This is a genomic window from Stenotrophomonas sp. 86156_Sma, assembly GCF_056481625.1.
In genome coordinates, this window is the sequence record NZ_CM151157.1 from 2,734,878 (window position 1) to 2,760,014 (window position 25,137).

22 protein-coding genes are annotated in these 25,137 nt (G+C 66.4%); 16 read left to right on the forward strand and 6 right to left on the reverse strand.

Annotation, left to right across the window (positions count from 1 at the left end; translation table 11 throughout):
* Nucleotides 1-8: 8 nt before the first annotated feature.
* From ACZK33_RS12725 to ACZK33_RS12735, 3 genes are all read left to right on the forward strand, one after another.
* Nucleotides 9-1,361 carry a TFIIB-type zinc ribbon-containing protein gene (locus tag ACZK33_RS12725; RefSeq protein ID WP_423174005.1) on the forward strand — a complete coding sequence of 451 codons (1,353 nt, stop codon included), beginning with the start codon at nt 9-11 and terminating at the stop codon, nt 1,359-1,361.
* Nucleotides 1,358-1,615, forward strand: coding sequence for a hypothetical protein (locus ACZK33_RS12730; protein WP_423174006.1), 258 nt, complete (start codon nt 1,358-1,360; stop codon nt 1,613-1,615). Before ACZK33_RS12725 ends, ACZK33_RS12730 begins: the two co-directional genes overlap by 4 nt.
* A 276-nt stretch (nt 1,616-1,891) precedes the next feature.
* Nucleotides 1,892-3,556, forward strand: a complete 1,665-nt coding sequence (locus ACZK33_RS12735) for a tyrosinase family protein (RefSeq protein ID WP_423174007.1) — start codon at nt 1,892-1,894, stop codon at nt 3,554-3,556.
* Between the two features lie 53 nt (nt 3,557-3,609).
* Here ACZK33_RS12735 and ACZK33_RS12740 read toward each other — a convergent pair whose 3' ends face one another.
* The gene (locus tag ACZK33_RS12740; RefSeq protein WP_423174008.1) at nt 3,610-4,506 is read right to left on the reverse strand and encodes a tyrosine-protein phosphatase; all 897 of its coding nucleotides are present in this window, start codon (nt 4,504-4,506) and stop codon (nt 3,610-3,612) included.
* A 17-nt stretch (nt 4,507-4,523) separates the two neighbouring features.
* Nucleotides 4,524-6,812, reverse strand: a complete 2,289-nt coding sequence (locus ACZK33_RS12745; RefSeq protein ID WP_423174009.1) for a TonB-dependent receptor — start codon at nt 6,810-6,812, stop codon at nt 4,524-4,526.
* Between the two features lie 123 nt (nt 6,813-6,935).
* On the opposite strand from ACZK33_RS12745, the gene ACZK33_RS12750 reads away from it, so the two are divergent.
* Nucleotides 6,936-7,580 carry a TetR/AcrR family transcriptional regulator gene (locus ACZK33_RS12750; protein ID WP_423174010.1) on the forward strand — a complete coding sequence of 215 codons (645 nt, stop codon included), beginning with the start codon at nt 6,936-6,938 and terminating at the stop codon, nt 7,578-7,580.
* A 47-nt stretch (nt 7,581-7,627) separates the two neighbouring features.
* On the opposite strand, the gene ACZK33_RS12755 is transcribed toward ACZK33_RS12750, so the two are convergent.
* Nucleotides 7,628-7,882, reverse strand: a complete 255-nt coding sequence (locus tag ACZK33_RS12755; protein ID WP_032127210.1) for a hypothetical protein — start codon at nt 7,880-7,882, stop codon at nt 7,628-7,630.
* A gap of 226 nt (nt 7,883-8,108) precedes the next feature.
* Here ACZK33_RS12755 and ACZK33_RS12760 point away from each other — a divergent pair, with 226 nt between their 5' ends.
* The 3 genes from ACZK33_RS12760 (at nt 8,109) to ACZK33_RS12770 (ending at nt 11,593) form a co-directional block, all read left to right on the forward strand.
* Nucleotides 8,109-9,068, forward strand: a complete 960-nt coding sequence (locus ACZK33_RS12760) for a cation diffusion facilitator family transporter (protein ID WP_423174011.1) — start codon at nt 8,109-8,111, stop codon at nt 9,066-9,068.
* A gap of 72 nt (nt 9,069-9,140) precedes the next feature.
* The gene (locus ACZK33_RS12765; protein ID WP_423174012.1) at nt 9,141-9,767 is read left to right on the forward strand and encodes a DNA-3-methyladenine glycosylase; all 627 of its coding nucleotides are present in this window, start codon (nt 9,141-9,143) and stop codon (nt 9,765-9,767) included.
* A gap of 116 nt (nt 9,768-9,883) precedes the next feature.
* The gene (locus tag ACZK33_RS12770; protein ID WP_423174013.1) at nt 9,884-11,593 is read left to right on the forward strand and encodes a sensor domain-containing diguanylate cyclase; all 1,710 of its coding nucleotides are present in this window, start codon (nt 9,884-9,886) and stop codon (nt 11,591-11,593) included.
* Nucleotides 11,594-11,670: 77 nt separating this feature from the next.
* Here the strand turns inward: ACZK33_RS12770 and ACZK33_RS12775 are convergent, their stop codons facing one another.
* Complete coding sequence (locus tag ACZK33_RS12775; RefSeq protein WP_423174014.1) at nt 11,671-13,614, reverse strand: MacB family efflux pump subunit; 1,944 nt, start codon at nt 13,612-13,614, stop codon at nt 11,671-11,673.
* 2 nt (nt 13,615-13,616) lie between these two features.
* Nucleotides 13,617-14,798, reverse strand: coding sequence for an efflux RND transporter periplasmic adaptor subunit (locus ACZK33_RS12780; RefSeq protein WP_423174015.1), 1,182 nt, complete (start codon nt 14,796-14,798; stop codon nt 13,617-13,619).
* A 236-nt stretch (nt 14,799-15,034) separates the two neighbouring features.
* On the opposite strand from ACZK33_RS12780, the gene ACZK33_RS12785 reads away from it, so the two are divergent.
* The 4 genes from ACZK33_RS12785 to ACZK33_RS12800 all read left to right on the forward strand — a co-directional run bounded on the left by ACZK33_RS12785 (nt 15,035) and on the right by ACZK33_RS12800 (nt 18,563).
* Nucleotides 15,035-15,601, forward strand: coding sequence for a hypothetical protein (locus ACZK33_RS12785; RefSeq protein ID WP_423174016.1), 567 nt, complete (start codon nt 15,035-15,037; stop codon nt 15,599-15,601).
* A complete protein-coding gene (locus ACZK33_RS12790) occupies nt 15,598-16,368 on the forward strand; it encodes a response regulator (protein ID WP_423174017.1) in 771 nt (256 codons plus the stop codon). The genes ACZK33_RS12785 and ACZK33_RS12790 overlap by 4 nt, the downstream gene beginning before the upstream one ends.
* Before the next feature lie 3 nt (nt 16,369-16,371).
* Nucleotides 16,372-17,448 (forward strand): ATP-binding protein, encoded by a 1,077-nt coding sequence (locus tag ACZK33_RS12795; protein ID WP_329810025.1) that lies wholly within the window; start codon nt 16,372-16,374, stop codon nt 17,446-17,448.
* A gap of 188 nt (nt 17,449-17,636) precedes the next feature.
* Entirely contained in the window at nt 17,637-18,563 is a 927-nt protein-coding gene (locus tag ACZK33_RS12800; protein ID WP_423174018.1) for an ABC transporter six-transmembrane domain-containing protein, read from the forward strand.
* Nucleotides 18,564-18,823: 260 nt separating this feature from the next.
* Here the strand turns inward: ACZK33_RS12800 and ACZK33_RS12805 are convergent, their stop codons facing one another.
* A complete protein-coding gene (locus ACZK33_RS12805; protein WP_107433434.1) occupies nt 18,824-19,438 on the reverse strand; it encodes a TetR/AcrR family transcriptional regulator in 615 nt (204 codons plus the stop codon).
* Between the two features lie 170 nt (nt 19,439-19,608).
* Between ACZK33_RS12805 and ACZK33_RS12810 the strand changes: the two genes are divergently transcribed.
* From ACZK33_RS12810 to ACZK33_RS12830, 5 genes are all read left to right on the forward strand, one after another.
* Complete coding sequence (locus tag ACZK33_RS12810; protein ID WP_423174019.1) at nt 19,609-20,445, forward strand: siderophore-interacting protein; 837 nt, start codon at nt 19,609-19,611, stop codon at nt 20,443-20,445.
* Nucleotides 20,446-20,640: 195 nt separating this feature from the next.
* Nucleotides 20,641-22,818, forward strand: a complete 2,178-nt coding sequence (locus tag ACZK33_RS12815; RefSeq protein WP_423174020.1) for a TonB-dependent receptor — start codon at nt 20,641-20,643, stop codon at nt 22,816-22,818.
* Nucleotides 22,819-22,870: 52 nt separating this feature from the next.
* Entirely contained in the window at nt 22,871-23,170 is a 300-nt protein-coding gene (locus ACZK33_RS12820) for a DUF3649 domain-containing protein (protein WP_201116180.1), read from the forward strand.
* On the forward strand, nt 23,167-24,777 hold the full coding sequence (locus ACZK33_RS12825; protein ID WP_423174021.1) for a PepSY-associated TM helix domain-containing protein: 1,611 nt from the start codon (nt 23,167-23,169) through the stop codon (nt 24,775-24,777). Before ACZK33_RS12820 ends, ACZK33_RS12825 begins: the two co-directional genes overlap by 4 nt.
* Nucleotides 24,774-25,052: a DUF3325 domain-containing protein gene (locus ACZK33_RS12830; RefSeq protein WP_423174022.1), complete on the forward strand. Its 279-nt coding sequence runs from the start codon at nt 24,774-24,776 to the stop codon at nt 25,050-25,052. The genes ACZK33_RS12825 and ACZK33_RS12830 overlap by 4 nt, the downstream gene beginning before the upstream one ends.
* Nucleotides 25,053-25,137: the final 85 nt, after the last annotated feature.

The following is a 25,137-nucleotide window of genomic DNA, read 5'->3' on the forward strand; positions in this document are numbered from 1 at the left end:
CAACGAACATGTCCGATCCCCGAAACGGCCCACCGCCGCTGCCCGGATCCGCGCCCGCGCCGCCGCCGCCCTTGCCGGCGGCGTCGTTGGATGGGCCCGGTTCGCCGCAGGACGTCCCTCCCCTGCCCGGCAGCTTCCCGCAGGACACCTCGAAACTGCCACAGGCCATCCGCGATGAAGTGGAAGCGCCCGATCCTGTGGCCATCGATACTTCGGCCAGCGAGCTGAAGGACGGCCTCAACCGCTGCCCGAAGTGCGGCGCCACCGACATCCGGCCCAAGGCCGGTACCGATATCCTGGTCTGCCTGTACTGCCGTCACGAATGGCATGGCGCACGCGTCGAGGAGGAGTTCGGGCTGGGCGAGGCCATCGACCAGCTGCGCGGCACCGTCATCGCCTCCGGCGCACGCGACATCGATGCCGACACCTCGGCGTTGATGACCTTCAAGTGCACGGGCTGTGGCGCAGAAGTCACGGTCAACACCGAAAGCACGATGACGGCGCGCTGCCACTGGTGCCGCCACGTCTTCGGCGTCAACGAGCAGATTGCCAATGGCGCGGTACCCGATGCGGTGCTGCCCTTCCACATCAAGAAGGACGATGCGGTCGCGCGCATCCGCCAGTTCGTCGACAAGCGCCGGATGTTCGCGCTGAAGGCGTTCAAGGACCAGTTCACCCCTGAAAACGTGGTGGGCGTGTTCCTGCCCTACATGATCGTCGACAGCAATGTCAGCGCTGCGGTGGCCGGCAAAGGCGAGATCAAGACCCGTGAGTACACGGTCGGCAGCGAGAAGAACAAGCGCACCCTCTACGACGCCGATGTCTACCAGGTCGAACGCCAGGTCGATTTCACCGTCGACGATCTTCCGCTGGAATCCTCGGCCGAGCGCGGCAACCTGGATACCCGCGCCAACACCAACAACATCATCAACACCATCCTGCCGTTCGATACCAAGAACGCGGTGAAATGGAACGCCTCCTACCTGGCCGGCTTCACTTCGGAGAAGCGCAACCTGGATGTGGAAAAGCTGCGGCCGCGGCTGGAAGACCAGCTGCTGTCGATTGCCCGCGCACAGGTGGAAGGCTCGGTGAAGCGCTACAACCGCGGCGTGCGCTGGGAGCAGGAACAGCTGGAGGTGCATGGCACCCGCTGGGTGTCGATGTACCTGCCGGTCTGGCTGTACTCGTACCATCAGCCTGGCAAGAACGGCGGCATGCTGCACTACATCGCGGTGAACGGCCGTACCGGCGAAACCATGGGCAGCGTGCCCGTGCAGCAATGGAAGATGCTGCTGGCGGCCCTTGCCACCGGCACCGTCATTGAAGCCCTCGCAATTGCCTTCCTGGTGGCATCGACATGAGCGACGACAGTGGCCTCTGGCTGTTGGCGGCAGGTCCGGCCAGCGCAACCGCGCTGTATTGGGCGTTGTACCGCTATTACCGCAACACCGACAAATCGCATTCCTTCGAGCACGAGACCGAAATCGAGGCGCAGCCCGTGACCGGTTCAGACCAGCAGGTGGGCCGGGTCACCGGCACCGAGGAAAAGCGCATACGCGGTGACAACGTGTACGAGTACCGGAAACGGGTGGCAAGGGTGAAACCCGACCAGTAGAGCCAGGCCATGCCTGGCTGATCGACAACGCAGCAACGACGACGGTGAACAGCTTCAGCCGGGCAGATGTGTACGCGCCTGCGACTGTGGCCTGCTTCGCAGATCAGCTCTGTTTGCCATGCCTATACTACCGCCGCTTCCACCCCTGCCATCGTTGCACCTGCCGGTGGAAGCGGCGGGGCTGGATGTCCCCGTCGGGCCGGCCGCCACGCTGCCGCCGGTCCTGCCAGTGATTTGTAACCCAACGCGGTTCAACCAATCACCAGGGGGAAGGCTATGCGCTACACACGTCGTGATTTTCTTGCCACCACCGCCAGCGCGTCATTGGCGTCACTGGTGGCGCCCGGAGCCTGGGCCAGCGGCGCCGCACCGGCCGGAAAGGCCGCGCAGGCGCGCTACCACCGCTACAACGTCACCAGCCCCGAAGGCCAGCGCATGCTGGCCAGCTACGCGCGTGGCATCAAGGCCATGTTGGCACTGCCGGCAGACGATCCACGCAACTGGTTCCGCAACGCCTTCGTGCATCTGATGGACTGCCCGCACGGCAACTGGTGGTTCTATGTCTGGCACCGGGGCTATGTCGGCTACTTCGAACAGACCATCCGTACGCTCAGCGGTGATCCGCAGTTCGCCATGCCCTACTGGGACTGGACCGAGCTGCCACGGATTCCCCCGGCGATGTTCGACGGCGTATTGACGCCCACTGACAGCGCCTATGCGCCGTATACGCGCAACCTGGCGGTCTTCACCCGGTTCATGCGCCCGGCGCTGCAGCGCTACTGGGACACGCTGGATGCAGGCCAACGCGGCCAGCTCAAGTTCCGCGGCTACCTCACTGCGGACGATGTCTGGAACGATGTAACCGGCTACAGCGTCGCGGAAAAGACCGGCATCTCGGGCAATGCGGCCTATGCGATCACCTGCGGCGCCCGCTACCTCTGGCGCGAGAATCCCGGCTTCGATGCAAAGACCGCTTCGGCCGTGTCTCCCGACACCATCCACGCGGGGCTGTCGCCGGTCGAGTTCTACAACGACGATGTCAGCCGCAGCTTCACCAGCTCGCGTACGGCCTCGCACGTGGTGCAGCCTGACGGCGCCACGAAATTCTCGGTACTGGAAGGATTCCCGCACAACAAGGTGCACAACTGCATCGGTGGCGTCGGCGCGGTCGATCCCGGCCCCTACGGCAACATGACCAACTTCCTGTCACCACTCGATCCGATCTTCTACCTGCACCACGCCAACATGGACCGCCTGTGGGATGTGTGGAACCAGCTGCAGCAATCCCGCGGCAAGCCGATCATGCCCATCAACGTCGACCAGCGGCGTCAGTTCATGAACGAACCGTTCCGGTTCTTCGTCGATGCACAGGGCAAGCCCGTTGGCGAGCGTCCGGCCAGTGCGTTCTTCTCCACCACGGCCTTCGACTACGACTACGTCTACGCGCGCCGCAACGACATGCTGGAGGCGGTCACGCTGCCCGCAGCTGCCGGCGCGGTGCGGCTGGTGCGCGGCACACGCTCCGATGGCGCCGTCCGCGTAGCTGTCCCCAATGAGGCGGTGCGCGCGCACCTGACCACATCGGGCCCGCGCCAGTTGATTGCCGAAGTGACCCTGGAGCGACCACGCGGTTTGAACAATACACGCGAGTTCGACGTGCTGATCAACGCACCGGAGGGCACCGCCTCCGTGGCGGCCGACAGTCCGTACTACGCCGGCACCGTATCGTTCTTCGGGCCGACCATGGCCGGGATGGATCACAGCCACCCAACCACGTTCGCGGTGCCGCTGCCGCAGAAACTGGGGGCCCTGCAGGCGCTGAATGCCGCCGATGGGGGAACGACCACGCTGGAGATCCGCCTGGTCGCATCGTCCGGCCAGGCACCGCAGACATTCCCGGTACTGGATGCCGCCATCCTGGTAGCACCGCAGCAGCCGTGATGACGCACGGCAGGTGCCGGGCTGTCCGGCACCTGCCTTCAGCCTGGCAGTCTTCAGCCAGCCTGCCCCAGCCGCACCTTCAACTGCTGGATCTCCTGTTCGCTGACCCCGATCGACTTCAGGTAACCCTCTGCACCACCGTACTGGCTGTGCAGTACCGCCAGGAACTGCTCCATGTTGTCCGGCGCGGTACCGGACATGCCGGCCATCTTGCGGCCGATCTCCGGATTCTGCTTGATCAACGCCATGATCTGCGCGTTCATCGCGCTGTCCTTCGGCTGCCCTTCCAGGTAGTGCGCAGAGATCGCGTAGTTGTGCACGATCTCTGCCTTCGGCACACCCGCCAGGTCCAGCAGCAGGCCGGCGATGATGCCGGTGCGGTCCTTGCCTGCGGTGCAATGGAACAGCACCGCGCCATCCTGCTGCGCGGCGATACGCTGGAACACCTGCTTGAACTGCGGCTGGCTGTGGCCCAACCACTGCACATAGGCCTCGCCCAGCGTGTCCGGGAAGCTGCCCATCATTTTCTGCAGGTCCATCTTCTCGGTGCCCATCAGCGAGATGCGCTGGTAGGCGAAGCGATCATCCCTGGCCAGCAGGTCCGGCGACTGCGCCTCTTCATCGGCGGTACGCAGGTCGATATCCAGCTTCACGCCGGCCGCGGCCAGGGCATCACGGTCGGCATCGGTGAGGCGGCCGAGGTCTGCGGTGCGCACGAACGCATCGGCCGGAATCGGACCGTGGCGGCCCTGCAGGCCGGCGAAGGTACGCACGTTCCAGGCGCCCTGCAGCGGGATCACGCGCTGCGCATCGGCAGCGACGGGCTTCACGTTCGCAACGGCCGTCGGCTTCGCGGCGGCGACCTGCGGCGCATCAGCGGCAGCAGCCGTCGCAGCCATCGGCAGGCTGAGCATCAGGGCCAGGACAAGTTCGGTAGAGCGGTGCTTCATGGAATTCTCCGTTCGAATCAGAAGTTGACGGCCATTTCCAGGCCGAAGGTACGCGGGTCGTTGAAGATGCCGCTCTGGCCCAGCGCCGCGCTGTTGATCTTGTAGAACAGATGCTGCTCATCGAGCAGGTTGCGTGCCCACAACGAGAACGACATGGTGGTGCCAGTGCTGTTGACCGGCACATCCACCAGCGCCACCCGTGCGTTCACCACGAACGAGCTGTCGGTCAGCATCTGGTCGTACTCGCTGGTGTAGTAGCCATCGGACCAGTTGCCGTCCACATGGAACTTCAGTGCCGAGAAGTTCGCGAACGGCACCAGGTAGTCGACCGACAGGCTGCCGGCGTTCTTCGGCGCCAGCAGCGGCTGGACCGTTACCTGCACCCCTGCACCGAACGGGTCCGTCGCGGTCTGCGCGTCGATCTTCGTATAGGCGTAGTTGAGGCCGAGGGTGAGGTTGTCCACCGGCATCACGTTGAACTCCAGCTCTGCGCCGCGCGACTTGCCATCGCTCAGTGCATTGGTGGTGACCATGGTGGTGCGGGTTTCGCCGCTGTTCGGGTCGAACGGCAGCGAGAAGTCCATCTGCTTGTGCGCGATGGTCGAATCGAATACCGCCAGGTTCAGGCGCGCGCGGTTGTCCCAGAACTGCGATTTGAAGCCCAGCTCATAGGCCGTCACTTCTTCAGGACCGAACGCGGTGTAGTTGGTCGAGCGCGAGTTGGCACCGCCGGCCTTGAAGCCGGTGCTGTACTTGGCATAGACCATCGTGTGCTCGCCGAGGTCGTAGGCGATGTTGACCATCGGGTCGAAGCGGCTCCAGCGGTCCTTGAAAGCGAGATTCGTCGCCGCGCCGTTGACGGTGTACAGACTGCCCTTCTTGTCGTCACGGGTGTAGCGACCGCCGGCAGTCAGGTGCAGGCGCTGCAGTGCTTCCGGCGTCCACGTGGCCTGGCCGAACACGCCCAGGCTGTCCGTCCACGCTTTGCTGGCGCGGTCGATGCGTACCCGCGAGAGATCCAGCGGGTTGGTCGCCGGATTCACGGTGTAGCTGTTGCCACCCGGCCCCCAGACCAGCATGTTCGGGGTCTGCGCATTGTCACCAGCGGTCTCGTGGTAATAGAAGGCACCGCCCAGGAACTGCACCTGCGAGGTGTTGCCGATCAGCTGGAATTCCTGGCTGTACTGGTGCTGGTAGACCTGGGCCAGGCTGTAACGCCCGAAGGGTGTGCCTGCGCCACCATAGGCCGAAATCGCATCGACCAGCCCCATGTCGAACTGGCCCTGGGTGAGTTCACGGTATGAACTGATCGACTTCAATTCCAGGTTGTCGTTCAGCGTCCACGACAGGTTCAACAGATGGCCACTGGTGCGGCCGGTATTGTCTTCCTGCGGGCCGCCGAGGATCGCGCTGTCGCGGCGATCCGGGCTGGCACCGGCCTTCTGCAACGGGCTGAGGTACGCGCCCGGCACCAGCACCTGGGTGTGGTACGGCGTGGTGGCGTCGTAGGAGCGATCGAACGCGTACAGCAGCGAGAAGTCATCGCTCGGCTGCCACAGCGCACTCAGGCGTGCGCCGCGCTTGTCGTAGCTGTTGAAGTCACGCTCGCCACGCATCGGATTGTCGGTGGTGCCGCCACGCCTGGCCTGCACTGCATCGATCTTGAAGCTGACATCGCCCACCTTGGGCAGGTCCAGGTGCAGCGCGCTGTTGTAGCCGCTGAAGTTGGACACACCGGCACTGACGCTGCCGCCGAATTCACCGGTCGGCTGCTTGGTCACGATACTCACTGCACCGCCTTCGGTGTTGCGGCCGAACAGCGTGCCCTGCGGCCCCTTCAGCACTTCGATGCGCTCCACGTCGTAGAGCATGCTGCCCAGCCCCTGCGCACGGCCCATGAACACACCATCGACATAGATGCCAACGCCTGCATCGCGGGCCGGTTGGTTGGCATCACCGGAGGCGCCGATGCCACGGATGCCGATGTTCAGCGCAGAACTGCGGGTAGCGAACGGCGTGACCCGCAGTGATGGGATGGAGCCATCGGACAAGCCGCCCAGCGAAATCGCGCTGCGGTCCTTCAGCGCTTCGGCATCGACCGCCGATACCGAGATCGGGGTCTCCTGCAGGTTGGTGGCGCGTTTCTGCGCAGTCACCATCACCTGGTCAAGGGCGACCACGGTGCGCGCGGCATCGGCGGATGCCTCGGCGTCGGCGCTGGGACTGTCTTCGGCATGGGCCAGCGCCGGCAGTGCGGCGGCAATGGCGAGGGTGAGCAGCGGGCGGTGCAGCAGGGCGTGGCGCATCGGACTCATTCGCGGAAGGAGAAGGCCGGCGCAGTCTGGGAGGCGGGAATTACAAATGAATGACCGTTCATTCACACCTTTTGTGACGTACTATCCCGCCTCTGGACGCCCCGACTTCATGCAATGACGCCGAAAACCGCCGTAGCTGCACCCGCTGACGCCCCTGCCGCCGCCCATGCCGAAGCCCAGCGCCGGCGCATCCTCGACGCCGCCCAGAAATGCTTCATCACCCGTGGTTTCCATGCCGGTTCGATCGGCGATATCGCTGCCGAGGCCGAGATCAGCCAGGGGCTGATGTACCGCTATTTCGCCAACAAGCGCGCCCTGATCCTGGCCCTGATCGAGCGCCAGCTGCGCCACGACCAGGCCTCGATCAGCGAGATGCCGGTGGCGTCCGATCTGATTGATGGGCTGCTGGAGTGCTACCAGCAATGGGCGCGCGGCGAAGTGCTGCCGATCCACGGCAATGCCATCGCCAGCGTGGCGCTGTATGCGGAGATCAACGCCGAGGCGCATCGCGACCCGATGCTGGCCGAGGTGCTGCGTACCCATGACAAACAGACCAGCGCCGCGATCCATGCCTGGCTGCGCCAGCGTGACGTCAATCTGGGCCGCGCCGTGGACGAAGAGCGGATTGCCAGCCGAACCCTGCTTCTGCGACTGCTGGTGGAAGGTCTAGCGATGCGCGCCGTGCGCGATCCCGACCTGCCGCCGGAACGGGTACGGGCGCTGCTGGCCGATGCGATTGGTCGTGTGATGGCGGATTGAACGGTAGTGCCGGCCGCTGGCCGGCACCCCGGGCAAAAACGGTGGTATCAGATGAAGAAACGGGCGGGCAGAGCCTTATGCACGGCCTTCGCGCGCTCGCCGAAGTACCAGGTCGCCAGCGCGAGGAACCCGATGACGATCAGCAGCCCGTATCCAGGGCGTCCCCAGCTTGCGATCGGGCCTGCGCTTGCCGCTACGAAAAATTTGCCACCCGCAGCGAGCAGGAGGGTGTTGGAGATCCGCGCGACGCTGGCGCAGAGCAACAGACTGAGGAGGGCGGACCAGGAAAATTTGTGATTCATCGAAGTCTCTTCAGGTTACGGAGAATAGTCAACGTCGCTTCGAACACGGTTGGCCACGAGGACTGACCCCAGCGTAGGGCCTGGCGTCTGCATTCCTGCCTCCTAACCGGGTTGATCGCAGCGGCAGTTGGGCGCCTGCCCGGCCCCGGCACATCGGACACGTGCACATCTCGGGGACATGCCCGTCCGCAAGATCAGGCATCCACCTGCCCTCCCCCTTGCCTTGATGTCTGCCCCCACCGGTTCCCGTCTGGTCATCTACGCCGCCCTCGCGGGCAACCTGGCCATTGCCACCGCAAAGTTCATTGCTGCCGGCATCTCCGGCAGCTCGGCCATGCTCAGTGAGGGCGTGCATTCGCTGGTCGACACGTTGAATGAACTCCTGTTGCTGTACGGTCTGCGCCGCGCCGGCAAGGCGCCAGACCCCGTGCATCCGTTCGGCTATGGCCGTGAGCTGTACTTCTGGAGCTTCATCGTCGCCCTGCTGGTGTTCGCGGCTGGTGCTGGCGTCTCGGCCTACGAGGGCATCCAGCACATCCGTCGGCCGGAACCGGCCAGCAACCACGCGCTGAGCTACAGCGTGCTGGGCATTTCCATCCTGTTCGAGGGTGCTTCCTGGTGGGTAGCGCTGCGGGAATTCCGGCGTACCAAGGGCAAACTCGGCTACTTCGAAGCATTCCGCCGCAGCAAGGACCCGTCCACCTTCACCGTGTTGCTGGAGGACAGTGCCGCCCTTCTGGGGCTGGGCTTCGCGCTGATCGGGCTGCTGGCCGCCCAGCTGCTGGAAATGCCGGTGCTTGATGGCGTTGCATCACTGTGCATTGCCGGCGTGCTGGCCGCAACCGCCTTCCTTCTGGCGCGTGAGACCAAGGGCCTGCTGGTCGGAGAGCCTGCCCACCCCGCGGTGGCCGAGCGGATCATGGCGGTGGCCGAAACCGATCCGGACCTGCGTCGCGCGAACGGCGTGACCACCATGCAGATGGGGCCGGAACAGGTCGTGGCGATGCTCAGTGCCGAGTTCGAGGACGATCGGCGGACCCCGCAGATTGAAGCCTGCATCACCCGCATCGAAACGGCGGTGAAGCGGGAGTATCCGGAACTGGTTGCACTGTTCATCAAGCCGCAGACGCCCGAAGTCTATGCCGCGCGGCGCGCGGCACTGGCCGCGCCGCGTGCGCCGGAATGATGCTGCGTCTGCGCCCGTTTCACCTGACCGATGCCACAGTGCCACCGTCTTTCACCCGAGCCTGCCACTACCGTGCCGGACTGGTTGCCCGCTTCACTGCAGATCCTTCCGCGCCGCTTCTACCAGCGCCCTTCGACCGACGTTGCGCCCGAGCTGCTCTACAAGCTGCTGGTACGCAACGATGGTCGCGCGGCGCGCATCGTCGAGGTCGAGGCCTATGCCGGCAGCATCGATCCGGCCGCGCACTCCTATCGCGGGCAGACGCCACGCACCGCCAGCATGTTTGGTGAGGCCGGCCATCTGTATGTCTACTTCACCTACGGCATGCACTGGGGCAGCAACGTGGTCTGCGGCGAAATCGGCGAGGGCGTCGCCGTCCTGCTGCGGGCCGCCGAGCCGATGGCGGGGCTGGAACGAATGCGCGAACTGCGCCCGGCGGCCCGACGTGACCATGATCTGGCCAGCGGCCCCGGCAAGCTCTCGCAGGCCTTCGGGCTGGACCGCGGCTTCGATGGCGCAGACCTGGTGACCGGCAGCCACGGCATTGTTATTGCCTGCGATGGCGTGCCTCCCCCCGAGGATCCGGTGGTCGGGCCCCGCATCGGCATCACCCGTGCGGTGGACTTTCCCTGGCGTTGGCATGTTCGCGACCACCGTCACGTTTCGGTGCGCCCCTCGCGCGGGCCCCGCAAGCCCTGACCGGGATGCGTCACGTCGGCGTCACCCCGTCGTGGCGATACATAACGCGCTACGCACTAGCGTGGTGCATGACAGCCGCCGAAGCCGCCCTCGCCACCCCAGCCTTGAAACGCGCCATGGACGAAGCCGAACGACTGCTTGAACTCGACCGCCTGCATCTGCTCGATACACCGCCAGAGCCCGTTTTCGATGCGATCGTCGCCGCCGCGCGTGCCGCTACCGGCATGACCATGGCTCTGATTTCAGTTGTTGCCGACGAGCGCCAGTGGTTCAAGGCCAACATCGGGCTGGAAGGTGTCAGCGAAACCGCGCGCGAGATTTCATTCTGCACCCATGCCATACAGCAGGACACGCTGTTCGAGATTCCGGACGCGCGCCAGGACCCGCGCTTCGCCAGCAATCCACTGGTCACCGGCGGCCCGCGCATCCGCCACTACGCGGGCATCTCGCTGGGCTCGGCGCATGGCGCGCGCATAGGAACGCTGTGCCTGCTCGACCCGATGCCGGGCGTTCTGTCTCCCTCCCAGCGCGAATTGATGGTGCATCTGGCCCGGGTCACCACCCAGGTGCTGGAGCAGCGCAGCACGCTGATGGCCCAGGTCGGCCAGGCCAAGGCCCTGCATCGTGAGCTGAAGCGCAGCGAGGACTTCCTGGAGCGCACGAACCGCGCGGCCCGGGTGGGTGGCTGGGAAATGGACCTGGTCAGCAACGAGGTCCGCTGGACCCGCGAAACCAAGCAGATCCACGGCGTGCGCAGCAACTTCGAACCGACGCTCGAAACTGCGCTCTCGTTCTATCGCGAGGACAGCCGAAACATCATCCACACGGCGGTGCAGCGTTGCATCGATGAAGGCACGTCGTGGGAGGTGCAGCTGCCGATGACCACCGCCGACGGACGAGCCATCTGGACCCGCGTGGTTGGAGGCCGGCAGCAGGTCGATGGCCGGCCGCGGCTGGTCGGGGCCATACAGGACATCACCGAGGAGCGCGCCGCGCTGGATGCACTGGAAGCCAGCGAAACCCGCTACCGGCGGCTGTTCCACTACAGCCTTGGCCTGATCTGCACCCACACGCTGGAGGGCGTGCTGACCTCGGTGAACCCAGCGGCCGTGCAGTCACTGGGCTTCGATGAGAGCTACATGATCGGGCGCAGCTTGTGCGACCTGATGCCGCCGGAGAAGCGGGCCGCGTTCAAGGCGTATCTGGAACGCATCGCAGTCAACCACACCGATGCCGGGGTCATCGAGCTGATCGCCGCCGATGGTACCCGGCATTTCTGGGCGTATCACAACGTGCTCGACAACGAGGCCACCCCACCCTACGTGCTCGGCCATGCGCAGGACGTCACCGCACTGCGGATGCAGGAACAGCAGTTGCGCGAGATGTCCTTCAAGGATCCCCTCACCCAGAGCTACAACCGCCGCTTCCTGCCCCGCCTGGACGAACTGATCGACCAGCCTTGGGCCTGCCTGATGTTCGATCTGGATCATTTCAAGCAGATCAACGACACCCAGGGCCATGCACGGGGTGACACGGTGCTGGTCGAGTTCGCCGCCTTCCTGCGCGCTCCACTGGGGTCAATGGAAAGCGTAGTGCGTATGGGTGGCGACGAGTTCATGGTGGTGCTGACTGCACCGGAACCGGGACGGCTGGCCGCGCTGGAGCAGTGGTATGCGCAGCATGCCGGGCAGTCACCCACGCCCTTCTCGCTGGGCGCGACCCATCATGCACCCGGCGAGACGGTGGCCGACACCCTGCAGCGCGCCGACAGCCGTCTGTATCGCGAGCGTGCACGCGTGCGCACGCATCCGCGCCCCTCATCCTGAGGCTGCTCCTGTGGAGCCAAAGGCAACGGCTCCTGCCGTTGCCTTCGGCTCCACAAATGCCCGCACCGGGCCTGCGCCTACTCCGCTGCCAGCGCCTGGATCGGATCCAGTTGTGCCGCGCTGCGCGCCGGGAAGTAGCCGAAGCCAAGCCCGATCGCAGACGAGCATGCCAGCGCGGCAAGCACAGGGCCCGCCGTGAACAGGAACGGCACACCCAGCGACAGCAGGCTGGACAGCGCACCCACCCCGAACGCGAACAGCACCCCCAGCACGCCACCGAACAGGCAGATCAGCACCGCCTCGATCAGGAACTGGCGCAGGATGTCGCCCTGCCGCGCGCCCACCGCCAGCCGCACGCCGATCTCGCGCACGCGCTCCTTCACCGAGACCAGCATGATGTTCATCACCCCCACCCCGCCGACCACCAGCGCCACTGCTGCGATGGCCGAAACCAACGCTGCCATGGTCTGACTGGACTTCATCACCGCCTTGCGGATCTGGTCGGCGTTGTAGATGAAGAAGTCACGACGGCCATGCAACCGCTCCAGCTCGGCCCCCAGCGAGGCTTCGGCGGCGTTGGTGGGCACGTTGTCGCGCACGCGCACCGTGATGCTCTCCAGGCGCTCGCTGCCCAGCAGCCGCGAGGCCGCCGAGGTATACGGCACGTAGACCGTCGGGGTTGCACCGCCCGCGAACGCATTGGCCCCGACCACACCGATCACCTCCACCGGCATGCCGCCCAGCAGTACCGTGCTGCCGATCGGGCTGCCGCTGAACAGTGCTTTGGCCGCCTTCTGGTCGACCACGCCCACGGCACGGTGCGCATCCACTTCGGCGTCGGTGAAGAAACGGCCGGCCTTCAGCCGCAGCCCACGCACGCGCGGCATGTCGGCCCCCACGCCCAGCACCTGGGTATTGGCACGCCGGTTGCCTTGCAGCGCCGCCACCGATCCGCTCAGGTTCGGGCTCACGCTGTCCACGTAACTCAACGCCGCAAGATGGTCCGCATCGCCCACCACCAGCGTCTCGATCTCCGCCGAGCGCGGGTCACCGAAATCCGAGCCCGGGAAGATCTCCAGCGTACTGGCGCCCAGTTCGTTGATCTGTGATTCAACCTGCGCCTGTGCACCCTTGCCCAGCGCAACCACGGTCACCACGGCCGCTACGCCGATGATGATCCCAAGCATGGTCAGGAGCGTGCGCAGGCGATGGGCCAGCATCGAGCGCACGGCCATCCGCGCGGCTTCGCGAATCGCATCCATGCGTGCGCGGCGCTCGGTGACCGGCGACACGCCGCGTTCGGTCCCGGGTGTTTCAGCCACAGCACGCGATCCCCGCTCGCCGCGGTCGGTCACCACCCGGCCGTCGGCGATCTCGATCACCCGCGCCGCGTTGGCGGCAATCGCCGCATCGTGTGTCACCAGGATCACCGTGTGGCCCTCTGCATGCAGGCGCTTCAGCTCGGCCATCACCTGCTGGCCACTGGCGTGATCGAGCGCGCCGGTGGGTTCATCGGCCAGCACGATCGCGCCGCCGTTCATCAGCGAACGGGCAATGGACACGCGCTGCTGCTGGCCGCCGGACAGCTGGCTCGGCCGGTTCGCCATGCGTTCGCCCAGCCCCAGCGTTTCCAGCAGCGTGCGTGCACGGGCAGTGCGCACGTCCGCCTCCACGCCGGCATAGACTGCCGGCAGCGCCACGTTCTCGGTGGCACTCAGGTTCTCCATCAGGTTGTAGCGCTGGAAGATGAAGCCGAAATGCTCGCGGCGCAGGCGTGCCAGCGCGTCCGGCGCCATCTGCTCGCTGGCCTCGCCGTTCACCCGATAGCTGCCCTCGGTCGGCCGGTCCAGGCAGCCAAGGATGTTCATCAGCGTGGACTTGCCCGAGCCCGAGGGGCCGATGATGGCGATGAACTCGCCGGCATCGATGCGCAGCGAAACGTCCTTCAGCACCACCACCTCGCCGGCGGCGGAGCGATAGGCGCGCGATACGCCATGCAGTTCCAGCAGTGCGTCGGCCATGCTCACATCCCCAGCAGGCTGGTCGGTTCGGATTCGCCGCCGCTGGGCGCCTGGCCGACCACCACGTTCTCGCCCTCGCGCAGGCCGGACAGGATCTGCACGGCGGTGGCGGTGCGCAGGCCGGTCGTCACCGCACGCTGCTGGGGGCGGCCCTTGGTGTCCACCACGCGCACGGTTCCACGGCTGCCGTCCTTGCCATCCGAATCGACCAGCGCCGTAAATGGCACCTGCAGCGCGTTGGCGACCCGCGCCAGCTGCAGGGTCACCTTCACCGTCATCGAGGGCTTCAGCTTCAGGCCGGGATTGGCCACGTCGAACAGGCCGGCGTAGTACACCGCCTTCGGCGTCTGCGCAGAGCCACCCGCATTGCCGGTGGCGACGTCGGCAATCGAGGACGGCGCCGGTTCCAGCTGCTGCAGGTGGGATTCATAGCGGCGGCCGCTCGGCCCCAGTGTCGAGAACCACAGCGGTTGTCCCGGTGCCACCAGCTCGACATCAGCCTCGGCGATCTCGGCGCGCACGGTCATCGTATCCATCTGCGCCAGCATCACGATGGTCGGCGTGGTCTGCATCGAGTTCAACGTCTGCCCGGCCTTGGTAACGATGGCCACGATGTAACCGTCGCTGGGCGAAACAATGCGGGTATAGCCCAGGTTGATCCGTGCGGTTTCGACCTGGGTCACGGCCTGGTCGATCTGCGCCTGCAGCGCGGCCACCTCTGAGCGTGCCGCATCGCGCGCCACGCGTGCGGCTTCGAAACCTTCCTGTGACACCAGGCGCGACGCCACCAGCTGCGACTGCCGCTGGTAAGCACGACTGGCCTGCGCATAGCGGGCCTGGCTGGCGGCATGCTGGGCGCGCAGCGTGTTGGTGGCCGCCTCGGCACTGCGCAGCGCGATACGCTGCGGCTGCGAATCGACCTCGGCGATCAGGTCACCGGCCTGTACGCGCTGGCCCAGCACCACATGCAGGCGCTTGACCTGGCCGGACACCTGCGCACCCACCGCCACCAGCTCCTTGGGATGGACCCGGCCGACCGCCTGTACGGTCTTCTCCAGATCCGCCACCCTTGCCGGTGCGGTGATCAGCGCGGCATCATCGCCGCCGGCAAACGCCCACCATCCAGCGCCGGCGGCCAATGTGGCCACCGTAGCGGCAATGATCCAGGTCCTGCGGTTACTCATCGAAACGCCCGGCTGCGTGCAGTCGCCCAGTGCGACCGCCGAAACCGCAGTCTGGAAGCCGCGGATGGACGTTTCTTGGAGCCACTGTGGAGATTGCATGGAGGCGCGGCAGCCGTTCAGGCACCAGCCCCGCGCCTGAATGCTGCGGCCCGCGTCCACGCAATCTCGACACAATCTCGACCGAGTCTCCATCAACGGTCGCTAGCCTCGTCGGCCTCGCCGACTGCCCGCCTGCCGTGTCCCTTTCCCATCCAGACCTGCCACCCATCGATGTGCGCCGCGCCTACCTGGCGTGGTGTGCGCCTTCGCCGTGGTTGACCGCCGTCGTGTTCGCATCGACCACCAGCTGGATGCTGGCCGCGCCGGATCCGTTACCCCCGCTGCTGGCGGGCTTCGGGGCGGCCGCCCTGGTGGGGTTCCGCAGCGATGGGCCCGGTGGCACTGGCCGTTCCGGCGCACTCGCGTCGCTGGCGCTGATTGGTCTGGCGGTCTGGGCGGCAACGCACCCGGTCGCCGATGCCACCCTGCATCTGCTGCTCGCCCTAGCCACTCTCGTGGTCGTCGCCCTGCTGGCACTGCGCCTGCGCGCCATCCTGGGCATGGCCTTGCGGCTGCAGGCCCGGGTAGATGCCACTCCCATGGCATCGCGCTGGAGCAAGCTGCCGGCGGCGGTGTCCACCCTGATGCTGCAGCAGCTACGCGGCGCAGGTGCAGTGGAACCGAGTCTGCGGCGCACGCTGGTGCTGGCCACCCTGGCCTGGGCTGCCAACGAAGAGGCGCAGGACATGCAGTGCCGACGATGACCCTGCCCCAGATCCCGCCCTTGCCCACCCTTGCCCCGAACCCGCATCACGCAATGAACGATCTCCGTAGCCGACAGGCACCCTTGGTGCTGATTGCCGAAGATGAGGGCGAAATCGCCGACATCCTCAGTGCCTACCTGGCCCGTTCCGGCCTGCGCAGCGCCCGCGCCGCCGACGGTGAGGCGGCACTCGCCAGCCACCGCCAACTGCGTCCGGACCTGGTGCTGCTGGATGTGCAGATGCCAAAACTGGATGGCTGGCAGGTGCTGAGCGAACTGCGACGGATCGGCAACACCCCGGTCATCATGCTCACTGCGCTCGACCAGGACGTGGACAAGCTGACCGGCCTGCGCGTGGGCGCCGACGACTACGTGGCCAAGCCGTTCAATCCGGCCGAGATCGTCGCCCGCATCCAGGCCGTGCTGCGCCGGAGTTCCCGGCCCCTGGTCGAAGCGCCCAACGGGCTGATCCGCCAAGGGCCCTTCGAGATCGACCTGCGCAGCCACGAGGTGACCGTGCGCCATGGCGAGCAGGTGCACGAACTGAACTTCACCCTCACCGAGTTCCGGCTGCTGGTGCACATGGCGCGTGCGCCACGGCAGGTGCATGCGCGCGCCGATCTCCTGCATGCCTGCCTGCCCGAGGGCGACGCGCAGGAACGCACCGTCGACAGCCATGTCAGCAAACTGCGGCGCAAGCTGGAGGATGTCGGCGTGATCGGCATTCCCGCCACCATTCGCGGCGTCGGCTACCGCTTCCTGGACTGAATGATGAACCCCAAAGGCAAGAGCATCGGACGCCAGATCACGCTGTCCATCACGGTGGCCTCGCTGTGTTCGACGGTGCTGTCGATCAGCGGCTTCTACCTGTTCTATTACCTCATGGAGGTGTTCTATCCGCGCTGGTACGACGAGCCGGAAACGATCATGCCGTCCGGGCTGGAATGGCTGTGGATCGGATTGACCGCCACCGTGGTCGTCATCTTCGCCACGCTGGTCGCCTCGCGCCTGACCCGGCGCATCATCACGCCGTTGAACTCGGTGGCCGAAAGCCTGCGCCGGGTCGCCAGTGGCGATCTGGAAGCGCGTGCACGCGGAGGTGATACCACGATGGCCGAAGCGGCCACGCTGGTCAGCGATTTCAACTCCATGGCAGAACGGCTGAGCCGGATGTCCGAGAACCGGGTGTTCTGGAACGCGGCGATCGCGCATGAACTGCGCACGCCGATGACCATCCTGCGCGGCCGCCTGCAGGGCATCGCCGAAGGCGTGTTCGAGCCGGGGCCTGAGCAGTTCAACAGCATGCTCACCCAGCTGGAAGGCCTGACCCGCATCATCGAGGACCTGCGCGTGGTCAGCCTGGCCGAGAGTGGCCACCTGGATCTGCGCCTGCAGCGCAGCGATGTCAGTGTGCAGGTGGCCGCGGTGGTTGAAGCGATGTCCGAGGCACTGACCGAGAGTGGTTTCTCGGTGAAATTGGACGCACGACCTTCGCTGGCCGACTGCGATCCTGCACGCATCCGCCAAGCAGTACTGGCACTGTTGGAGAATGCACGACGCCATGCCATTCCCTGCCCGCTGCGGGTGTACGTGACGCTGGCAGAAGGCCATTGCACCGTCACTGTGGAAGATGGCGGCCCCGGTGTGCCGGACGACCTTCGCGACAGCATCTTCGAAGCCTTCCAGCGCACGGATGTCTCGCGTTCGCGGCAGAGTGGTGGCTCCGGGCTTGGCCTGGCCGTGGTGCGTGCGATTGCCGTGGCCCATCACGGAACAGCGCTATGCCGGGCCACCGAACGTGGTGGCAGTGCCTTCGAAATCCGCTGGCCGGTGCATGCCCGCCGTTGAGGCGGTAGACACTGCCTTGGTAGCGGCCCACCTTGGTGGACATTCGCATCGCTGAACGGCGCCGGTTTCTCCACGCAATCTCCATCGTCCCTCCATGCCTTCTCCAAAGGGCTGCAGATACTGGGCGCGATCCGGGAGATGGCAGGCATCCGTCCCCTGCCCTGACTCCGACCCACCCAGGCATCCCCATGACCCCCCCACACGATCCGGCGGCCGCCGCCGGCAGCATCGGCCAGCAGAACGCGGCCGCCACTCTCAAGGCCATCCTGCGAACCTATCCGTGGCAGCTCACCGGCACCTTTTCGCTGGTGGCGCTGGAAAATGCGCTGCTGCTGGCCTATCCGCTGTTTGCCGGCTTCGCGGTGGACGCGATCATCCGCGGCAACATCGGCCACGCCATCTCCTACGCCGGCGTGGTACTGCTGTTCTGGCTGGTCGGTGCTGCCCGCCGTGCGGTCGATACCCGTACCTTCACCCGCATCTATGCCGACCTGGCGGTGAACGTGGTGCAGGCACAGCGCAGGCTGGGCCAGGCCACCTCCACCTCGGCCGCGCGCGTTGTGCTGGCCCGTGAGTTCGTCGACTTCTTCGAAAAGCACGTGCCGATCATCGCCACCGCGCTCGTATCAATGTTTGGTGCGGCGGTGATGCTGCTGGTGATCGAACCGCTGGTGGGCGCCGCGAGCCTGATCGCCCTGCTCGGCGCAGTGTTGTTGATGCCGTCGTTCGCACGCCGCAACGAGCAGCTGCATGGGCGTCTGAACAACCGGCTGGAACATGAAATCCGCCTGGTCGACCGGGTCAGTCCCTCGGTGCTGCGTCGCCACTACACCACGCTGTCGCGGCTGCGCATCCTGCTCTCCGATCGCGAAGCCGGTGCCTTTGTGGTAGTTGGCGCGGCGGCAGCGGTGCTGTTCGCGCTGACGATCGGCCGTCTCGCCACCACCGACGGGGTTACCCCGGGCCATGTGTATGCGGTGATGACCTATCTGTGGACGTTCGTCGGCAGCCTGGATGACGCACCGTCGATGGTGGATCAGCTGGCGCGGTTGAAGGACATCGGCCGCCGCGTCAGCCCCGGCATGGAAGATGCGGAGCGCAAGGACGCCGCTTGACCGGTAGATGCCCGCCTTGGTGGGCAACGATGTATAGCGGCGCCAACCAAGGTTGGCGACTACCGGCGCAACGGTGCCAACCAGGATTGGCGATTACCTCGCTGAAGGACATCGGCCGCCGCGTCAGCCCCGGAATGGAGGATGCTGAGCGCAGGGACGCCGCTTGACCGGTAGACGCCCACCTTGGTGGGCACCGACACATCGCGGGGCCAACCAAGGTTGGCCACCACCACGGCAACGGCGCCAACCTGGAATGGGGCTTACCCGGAGGCTGCCGTGCGCCCGCACATCGCCAATGCACCGATGATCAACGCCTCCATGCTGCGGTCGAACTCGGCCTCCTGCGCCTTCCGATCCAGCGGGCGTCGCGTGGTATCCACCACCGCATGCCGCGAGTACACGGTGTCGGCCAACGCCACGGCGTGATAGGCCACGGTCGACAGCAGCCACGCCGCCTGCTCGAGCGGCAGATCATGCACGCGGCTGAATTCGGCATGGTGACGCTGGATGCGCGCCAGCATCTCCGGTGTCTTCGCGCCGTGGCTGACCAGGAACGGCGCCAGCCCCGGGTTCCCGTCCACCAGCGTCCGCAGTGAACGTTGGAACGCACGCAGATCCTCCTCGATGCTGCGCCGGCCAGCGGCATCCAGTGCCGGTGCCTGCCAACGCTCGAAGATCGCCTCGGCCACCAGCTCGCGCAGTGCCGCCAGATTCGCCACATGCTTGTACAGCGCGATGTGGCTGACCCCCAGCGCCGCCGCCACGCCCACGAAGCTCAGCCCCGGCAGCGTCATGGCAATGCCGGCGTCGGCGATGCGCTCGCGGGTGATGCTGGGCGGTCGCCCACGGGCAGCGGTCTTTTTCGGTGCAGCCATGCGGTAACGGTTCCTGCGCAGTGCGCGGGCAAGGGCTGTCATGGTGGTCCGCAGCGACGCCGTGGTCAACGCGTCGCTGCGGTCCGTGGACAGGCCCCGGTTGCGGCACGATCAATTTAGTTTACTATGATGTAACTAATTCGCATTTGCAGTGTCCAGGATCGTTGTCGATGTCCGCGTCCCCCACTTCAATCACCCCGGCCGGGCCGCTGCGCGGCGCCGACCATGATCGCGGCCTGCAGGCGCTGCAGGTCCAGGTGGTCGCGGTTGCACAGCCGTGCGCCAGCCTGCTGCGCCTCGTGGTCCAGCTGCCGGAACATGCAGAACTCGCGCCCTGGCGGCGTGCCAACACCGCCGTGCGCATCCAGCTCGGCGCCACGTTCGGCGATGTGTCACGGATCTACACCGTGCGCAGCCTCGATCCCAACACCCGCCAGTTCACCCTGGACGTAGTGCTGCACGAGGCGCCGGGGCCGATGCTGGCCTGGGTACGTGCGCTGCGCCCCGGTGATGCCTTCGATCTGACCGGACCGCGCCCCCATCTGCAGGTACCGCAGCGTGAGGGCACCTGCGCCCTCCTGTTCGCCGACCCAAGCGCCATCCCTGCCCTGTTTGCATTGCTGCAGCAGTGGCCGGCCGACCTGCGCGCAGAGGCCTGGATCGCCTCGGATGATGCATTCCCGGTAGACGAACTGCCCGCCATTGAAGGTGTCCGCGTGCTCCGCCTCGCCACCGGTGACGTGCCGTTGCTGCAGCAGGCGCGCCAACTGCGGCCGGAACCCGGCAGCACGGTCTGGGCGGCCGGCGAGCGCGAGGAAATGCGTGCCCTGCGCCGCCACTTCATCGAAACGGTCGGCCTGCCACGCAGCGACGTTGCCGTGGCCGGCTACTGGAAACGTGGCGAGACCACCACCGAGACCGACCAGCGTCGCCGCCGCAACTACGAGCGCGTGCTGGCACGCGGCGGTGGCCTGCAGGACCTCGACGACCTCGCCGACGATATCTGATCCACCCCGCAGTATCCGCGCCCCGCGCTTCGTTCCACCCAGCCACAGATCGCCCACGCACCTCGCGTGCAGCACTGCCACAGCGGCAGTGCCGTGCCCTCTGCCAGCCATTCCACAGCCCGCGTCGTCCTGCCCCTGCAGGTCACAGACGGCGCCGTGCTGGCCGATCGCACGACCCACCACACGAGAACCGCCATGTCCCTCCCCCTGCGAACCCTGCCCCTCCCACGCCGCTCGGCGCTGTCTCTGGCCGCCCGTGCGGCGTTGCTGCCCACCCTGCTGCTCGCCACCGCCGCACACGCCAACGATGCACCCGATGGCGCCCGCCAGTTGCCCACCGTGAACGTGCGCGCCGACAAGACCGCACCCACCGATACCTACGCCGGCGGCCAGGTCACGCGCGGCAGCGGCGTCGGCCTGCTCGGCGAGCTCGACTTCATGGACACGCCGTTCAACACCACCCGCTACACCGCCGACTTCATCGACAACATCCAGGCGCCGGACCTGGTGCGGGTCATCGCACTGACCGACCCCAGCGTCTACAACAGTGGCTCCAGCGGTGGCATCACCGACTACTTCAACATCCGCGGTTTCGGTGTCGCCTCGTCGGATATCGGCTTTGGTGGCCTGTACGGGCTGATCCCCTACTACCGCGTCACTCCCGAACTGGCCGAGAGCATCGAAGTGCTGAAGGGCCCGTCCGCGCTGCTCAACGGCATGCCGCCCGGTGGCTCGGTGGGCGGTGCGGTGAACGTGGTACCCAAGCGTGCAGGCGACACACCACTGACCCGCTTCACCGCCAGCTACGGCAGCGACGCGCAGTGGGGCGGTCACCTGGATGTCGGCCGCCGCTTCGGCGCGGACAAGCAGTTCGGCGTACGCCTCAATGCCGTGCATCGCGACGGCGACACCGCCACCGACCACCAGCAGCACAAGACGCAGCTCGCATCGCTCGGCCTGGACTGGCGTGGTGAGCGCTCGCAGGTGTCGCTGGACCTGTTCAGCAGCCGCGACCATGTGGATGGCCTCAACCGTGGCGTCTCGCTGGCGCCCGGCCTGGCCGTGCCCCGCCCGCCGAAAGCCAGCACCCTGTTTGCACCGGACTGGACCTTCAGCACCGTCAAGGACCAGGCCGCCGCACTGCGCTGGTCGTTCGACATCAATGACTACCTGCAGGCGCATGCCAGCTACGGCCACGGCCATACCGATTTCGACTCCATCGCCAGTGCCACCACGCTGATCACCAACACCGCCGGCGACTTCCGCAACAACTTCGCCCACCAACGCTTCATCTACAGCAAGGACACCGCCGAAGCCGGATTGTCGGCGCGTTTCCGCACCGGCGCGGTCGATCACGCGCTGGCCATCAGTGCAGCCTGGTACCAGCACGACCAGAAGTTCGGCTTCAAGCGCAACCTGCTGGCCCGCGATTGGGTAACCAATATCTACAACCCGCAGTGGGGCCCTGCCATCGACCGCAGCTTCAGTGATGCGTCGCTGCCAAAGACCGCGGAAGTGCGCACCACCAGCTTCGGCATCGCCGATACGCTGTCCTTCATCGATGATCGTGTGCAGCTGACCCTGGGCATCCGTCACCAGACCGTGCTCAGCGATACCTTCGATGGCGGCACAGGCAAGCGCACCGCACGCTACGACGCCAGCGCCAACACCCCGGCCGGTGCACTGCTGTTCAAGGCCAGCGACCGCCTGTCACTGTATGCCAATTACATCGAAGGCCTGAGCCAGGGCAGCACCGCCCCGGCAACCGCCGCCAACGCGGGCGACGTGTTCCCGCCGTTCAAGACCCGCCAGCGCGAGGTCGGTGCCAAGCTCGACTTCGGCCGCTTGGCCAGCGCATTGAGCGTGTACGAGATCGAAAAGCCCAGCTCCTATACCGACCCGACCACGAATGTCTTCTCGTTCGGAGGCCAGCAACGCAACCGGGGCGTGGAATGGACCGTGTTCGGCCAGGCCACCGAACAGCTGCGCGTGCTCGGTGGCATCGGCTGGCTGCAGCCGAAGCTGACCCGTACCCAGGGCGGTATCAACGAAGGCCGGTTGGCGACGGCCACACCGCAATGGCAGGGCAAGCTGGGCGTCGAATGGGACGTGCCGACCGTTGCCGGCCTCACCCTCACCGGCAACGCGGTCAGCCTGTCCAAGGGCTACATCACTGCTGACAACAGCCAGTGGGTGGCGGGCCGCACCGTGTTCGATCTGGGTGCCCGCTATGCGACGCAAGCGGCCGGCCACCCGCTGGTACTGCGCGCCACCGTGCAGAACCTGACCAACAAGGCGTACTGGGCGGGCAGCCTCGGCTCCGGCCTGGGCACGCCGCGCACCGCCCTGCTGTCGGCCACCGTCGACTTCTGATCCTCGTTGCAAGGGCACCACGCCATGTCGCGTGGTGTCCTGGAGAAGTGCCTTGACCGTTTCCCGTACCGCTTCCGTGCTGGCCTGGCTGCCCCTGGTCTCACGCATCATCGCCGCGTTGTTCGGCGGCTATGTGCTGGCCGCACTGTGCAGCATCGCGGCACTGGCGCTGCCCATTGATGGTCGCCAGGCCGTGTTCACCGGCATGCTGGCCAGCTTCCTGCTGTACGCCGGTGCCGTGGTCTGGGTGTTCGCGGTGCGCTCGGCGTGGCGCGCATGGCTGGGCCTGATCATCGCCGCGCTTCCGCTGTGGTTGATCGCACAGACGGTCGGCAACGGAGGCGCTGCATGAGCAAGGTCGATCGCACCCCCAAGCCACGCGGCATCCGCCAGACCATGTCCGACCTGCATATCTGGGTGGGGCTGCTGGCCGGCTGGATCCTGTACGCGATATTCCTCACCGGCACCGCCAGCTACTTCCGCGACGAGCTCTCGCGCTACACCCGCCCGGAAATCGCCACACCGTCCGTGTTGCCGGACGCCGCTGTGGTTGCGCAGCGTACCGTCACGGCGATCATGGCCGACACGCCTGCGGCCAGCCAGATCAACCTCAGCCTGCCGAGCACGCGCATGCCGTGGGTGTCGGCGATGTGGGCCAGCCCGGGCGGGCGTGGCCGGCATGGCTTCGACTCGGGCCTGTTCGACGCCAGCACCGGTGCACCGCTGCAGGCACGTGACACCAGCGGCGGCGACTTCTTCTATGCCTTCCACTTCAACCTGCACTACATGCCGGCGATGTGGGGCCGCTGGATCGTCGGCCTGTGCGCGATGTTCATGCTGGTCGCCATCGTCAGCGGCGTAATCACCCACAAGAAGATCTTCGCCGACTTCTTCACTTTCCGCTGGGGCAAGGGCCAGCGCTCTTGGCTGGATGGACACGCGGCGCTGTCGGTACTCGGCCTGCCGTTCCACTTCATGATCACCTGGAGCGGCCTGGTGATGCTGGCGGTACTGTATATGCCGTGGGGCCTGGCCAAGCTGCCGGACAAGCGCCAGCAGGCCGAGGTGGTCAGCGAGATGCGCCTGTTCCCGCCGCCGCAGAAGGCCGCCGGCCACCCTGCTCCGCTCACCAACGTCGGTGCACTGGTGCAGCAGGCCGAGCAGCGCTGGGGAGCCGGCGCGGTGGGCAGCGTGCAGGTGCAGAATCCCGGCGACGAGAACGCACGCGTGGCCGTGGTGCGTGCGCAGTCCAGCCGTGTTTCGACCACCCCGAACTATCTGCTGTTCGACGGCAGCGGTGGGCAGCTGCTGCAGATCAAGGAACACTCGGGCGTTGCCGCCGATACCCAGGGCGTGCTGTATGGCCTGCACCTGGGCCGCTTCGCCGATGCCGCTCTGCGCTGGCTGTACTTCATCGTCAGCCTGGCCGGCACCGCCATGGTGGGCACCGGGCTGGTGCTGTGGACGGTCAAGCGCCGCGCGCAGCTGCCCGATCCGCAGCGCCCCTACTTCGGCTTCCGCCTGGTCGAGCGTCTCAACATCGCCACCGTCGCCGGCCTGTCGGTGGCGATGGCGGCCTATCTATGGGCCAACCGCCTGCTGCCCATCACCATGGACGGGCGCGCGGCGTGGGAGGTGCATGTGTTCTTCCTGACCTGGGCGGCCATGTTCGTGCACGCCACGATGCGCACACCCAAGCGTGCATGGATCGAACAGTTCCTGCTGGCGGCGTTGCTGCTGGCGCTGCTGCCGGTGCTGACTGCGGTGACCACGCTGCATCCGCTGTGGCGCACGCTGGCTGCGGGCGACTGGGCATTCGCTGGCACCGACCTGACCCTGCTGGCATTGGCCGCCCTGCACACGCTGCTGGCCTGGCGCACCTGGCGGCATGCGCCGAAGGTGAAGCGTGCACGGCCGTCTGCTGCGTCACGCACTGCGGCACCGGAGGCCAGCGCATGATCCACGTCATTCTGTTCGTGTTGTCGCTGGCCGCGTTCGCCTGCCTGGCACTGGCGATGGAGCGTCATCAGCGGGACGTATTGCGTCGTGTGCTGAGCGCGCAGGCAACCCAGCAGCTGCGCGCGATTGGCTGGGCATTGCTGGTGTTCAGTACCGTGTTTGCCATGCGCGGGTTGGGCGTGGGTTTCGGTCTGGCTGCGCTGTCCGGTCACACCAGCGTTGCCGCGGGCGTGGTGGTGTTGGCGATGGTGGTGCAAGGGCGGCGGGATCGGTAGATGCCCGCCTTGGTGGGCATTGATGAAAGCGACGCCAACCAAGGTTGGCGGCTACCTGGACCTACAGGCACCCATGCGCCGCTCG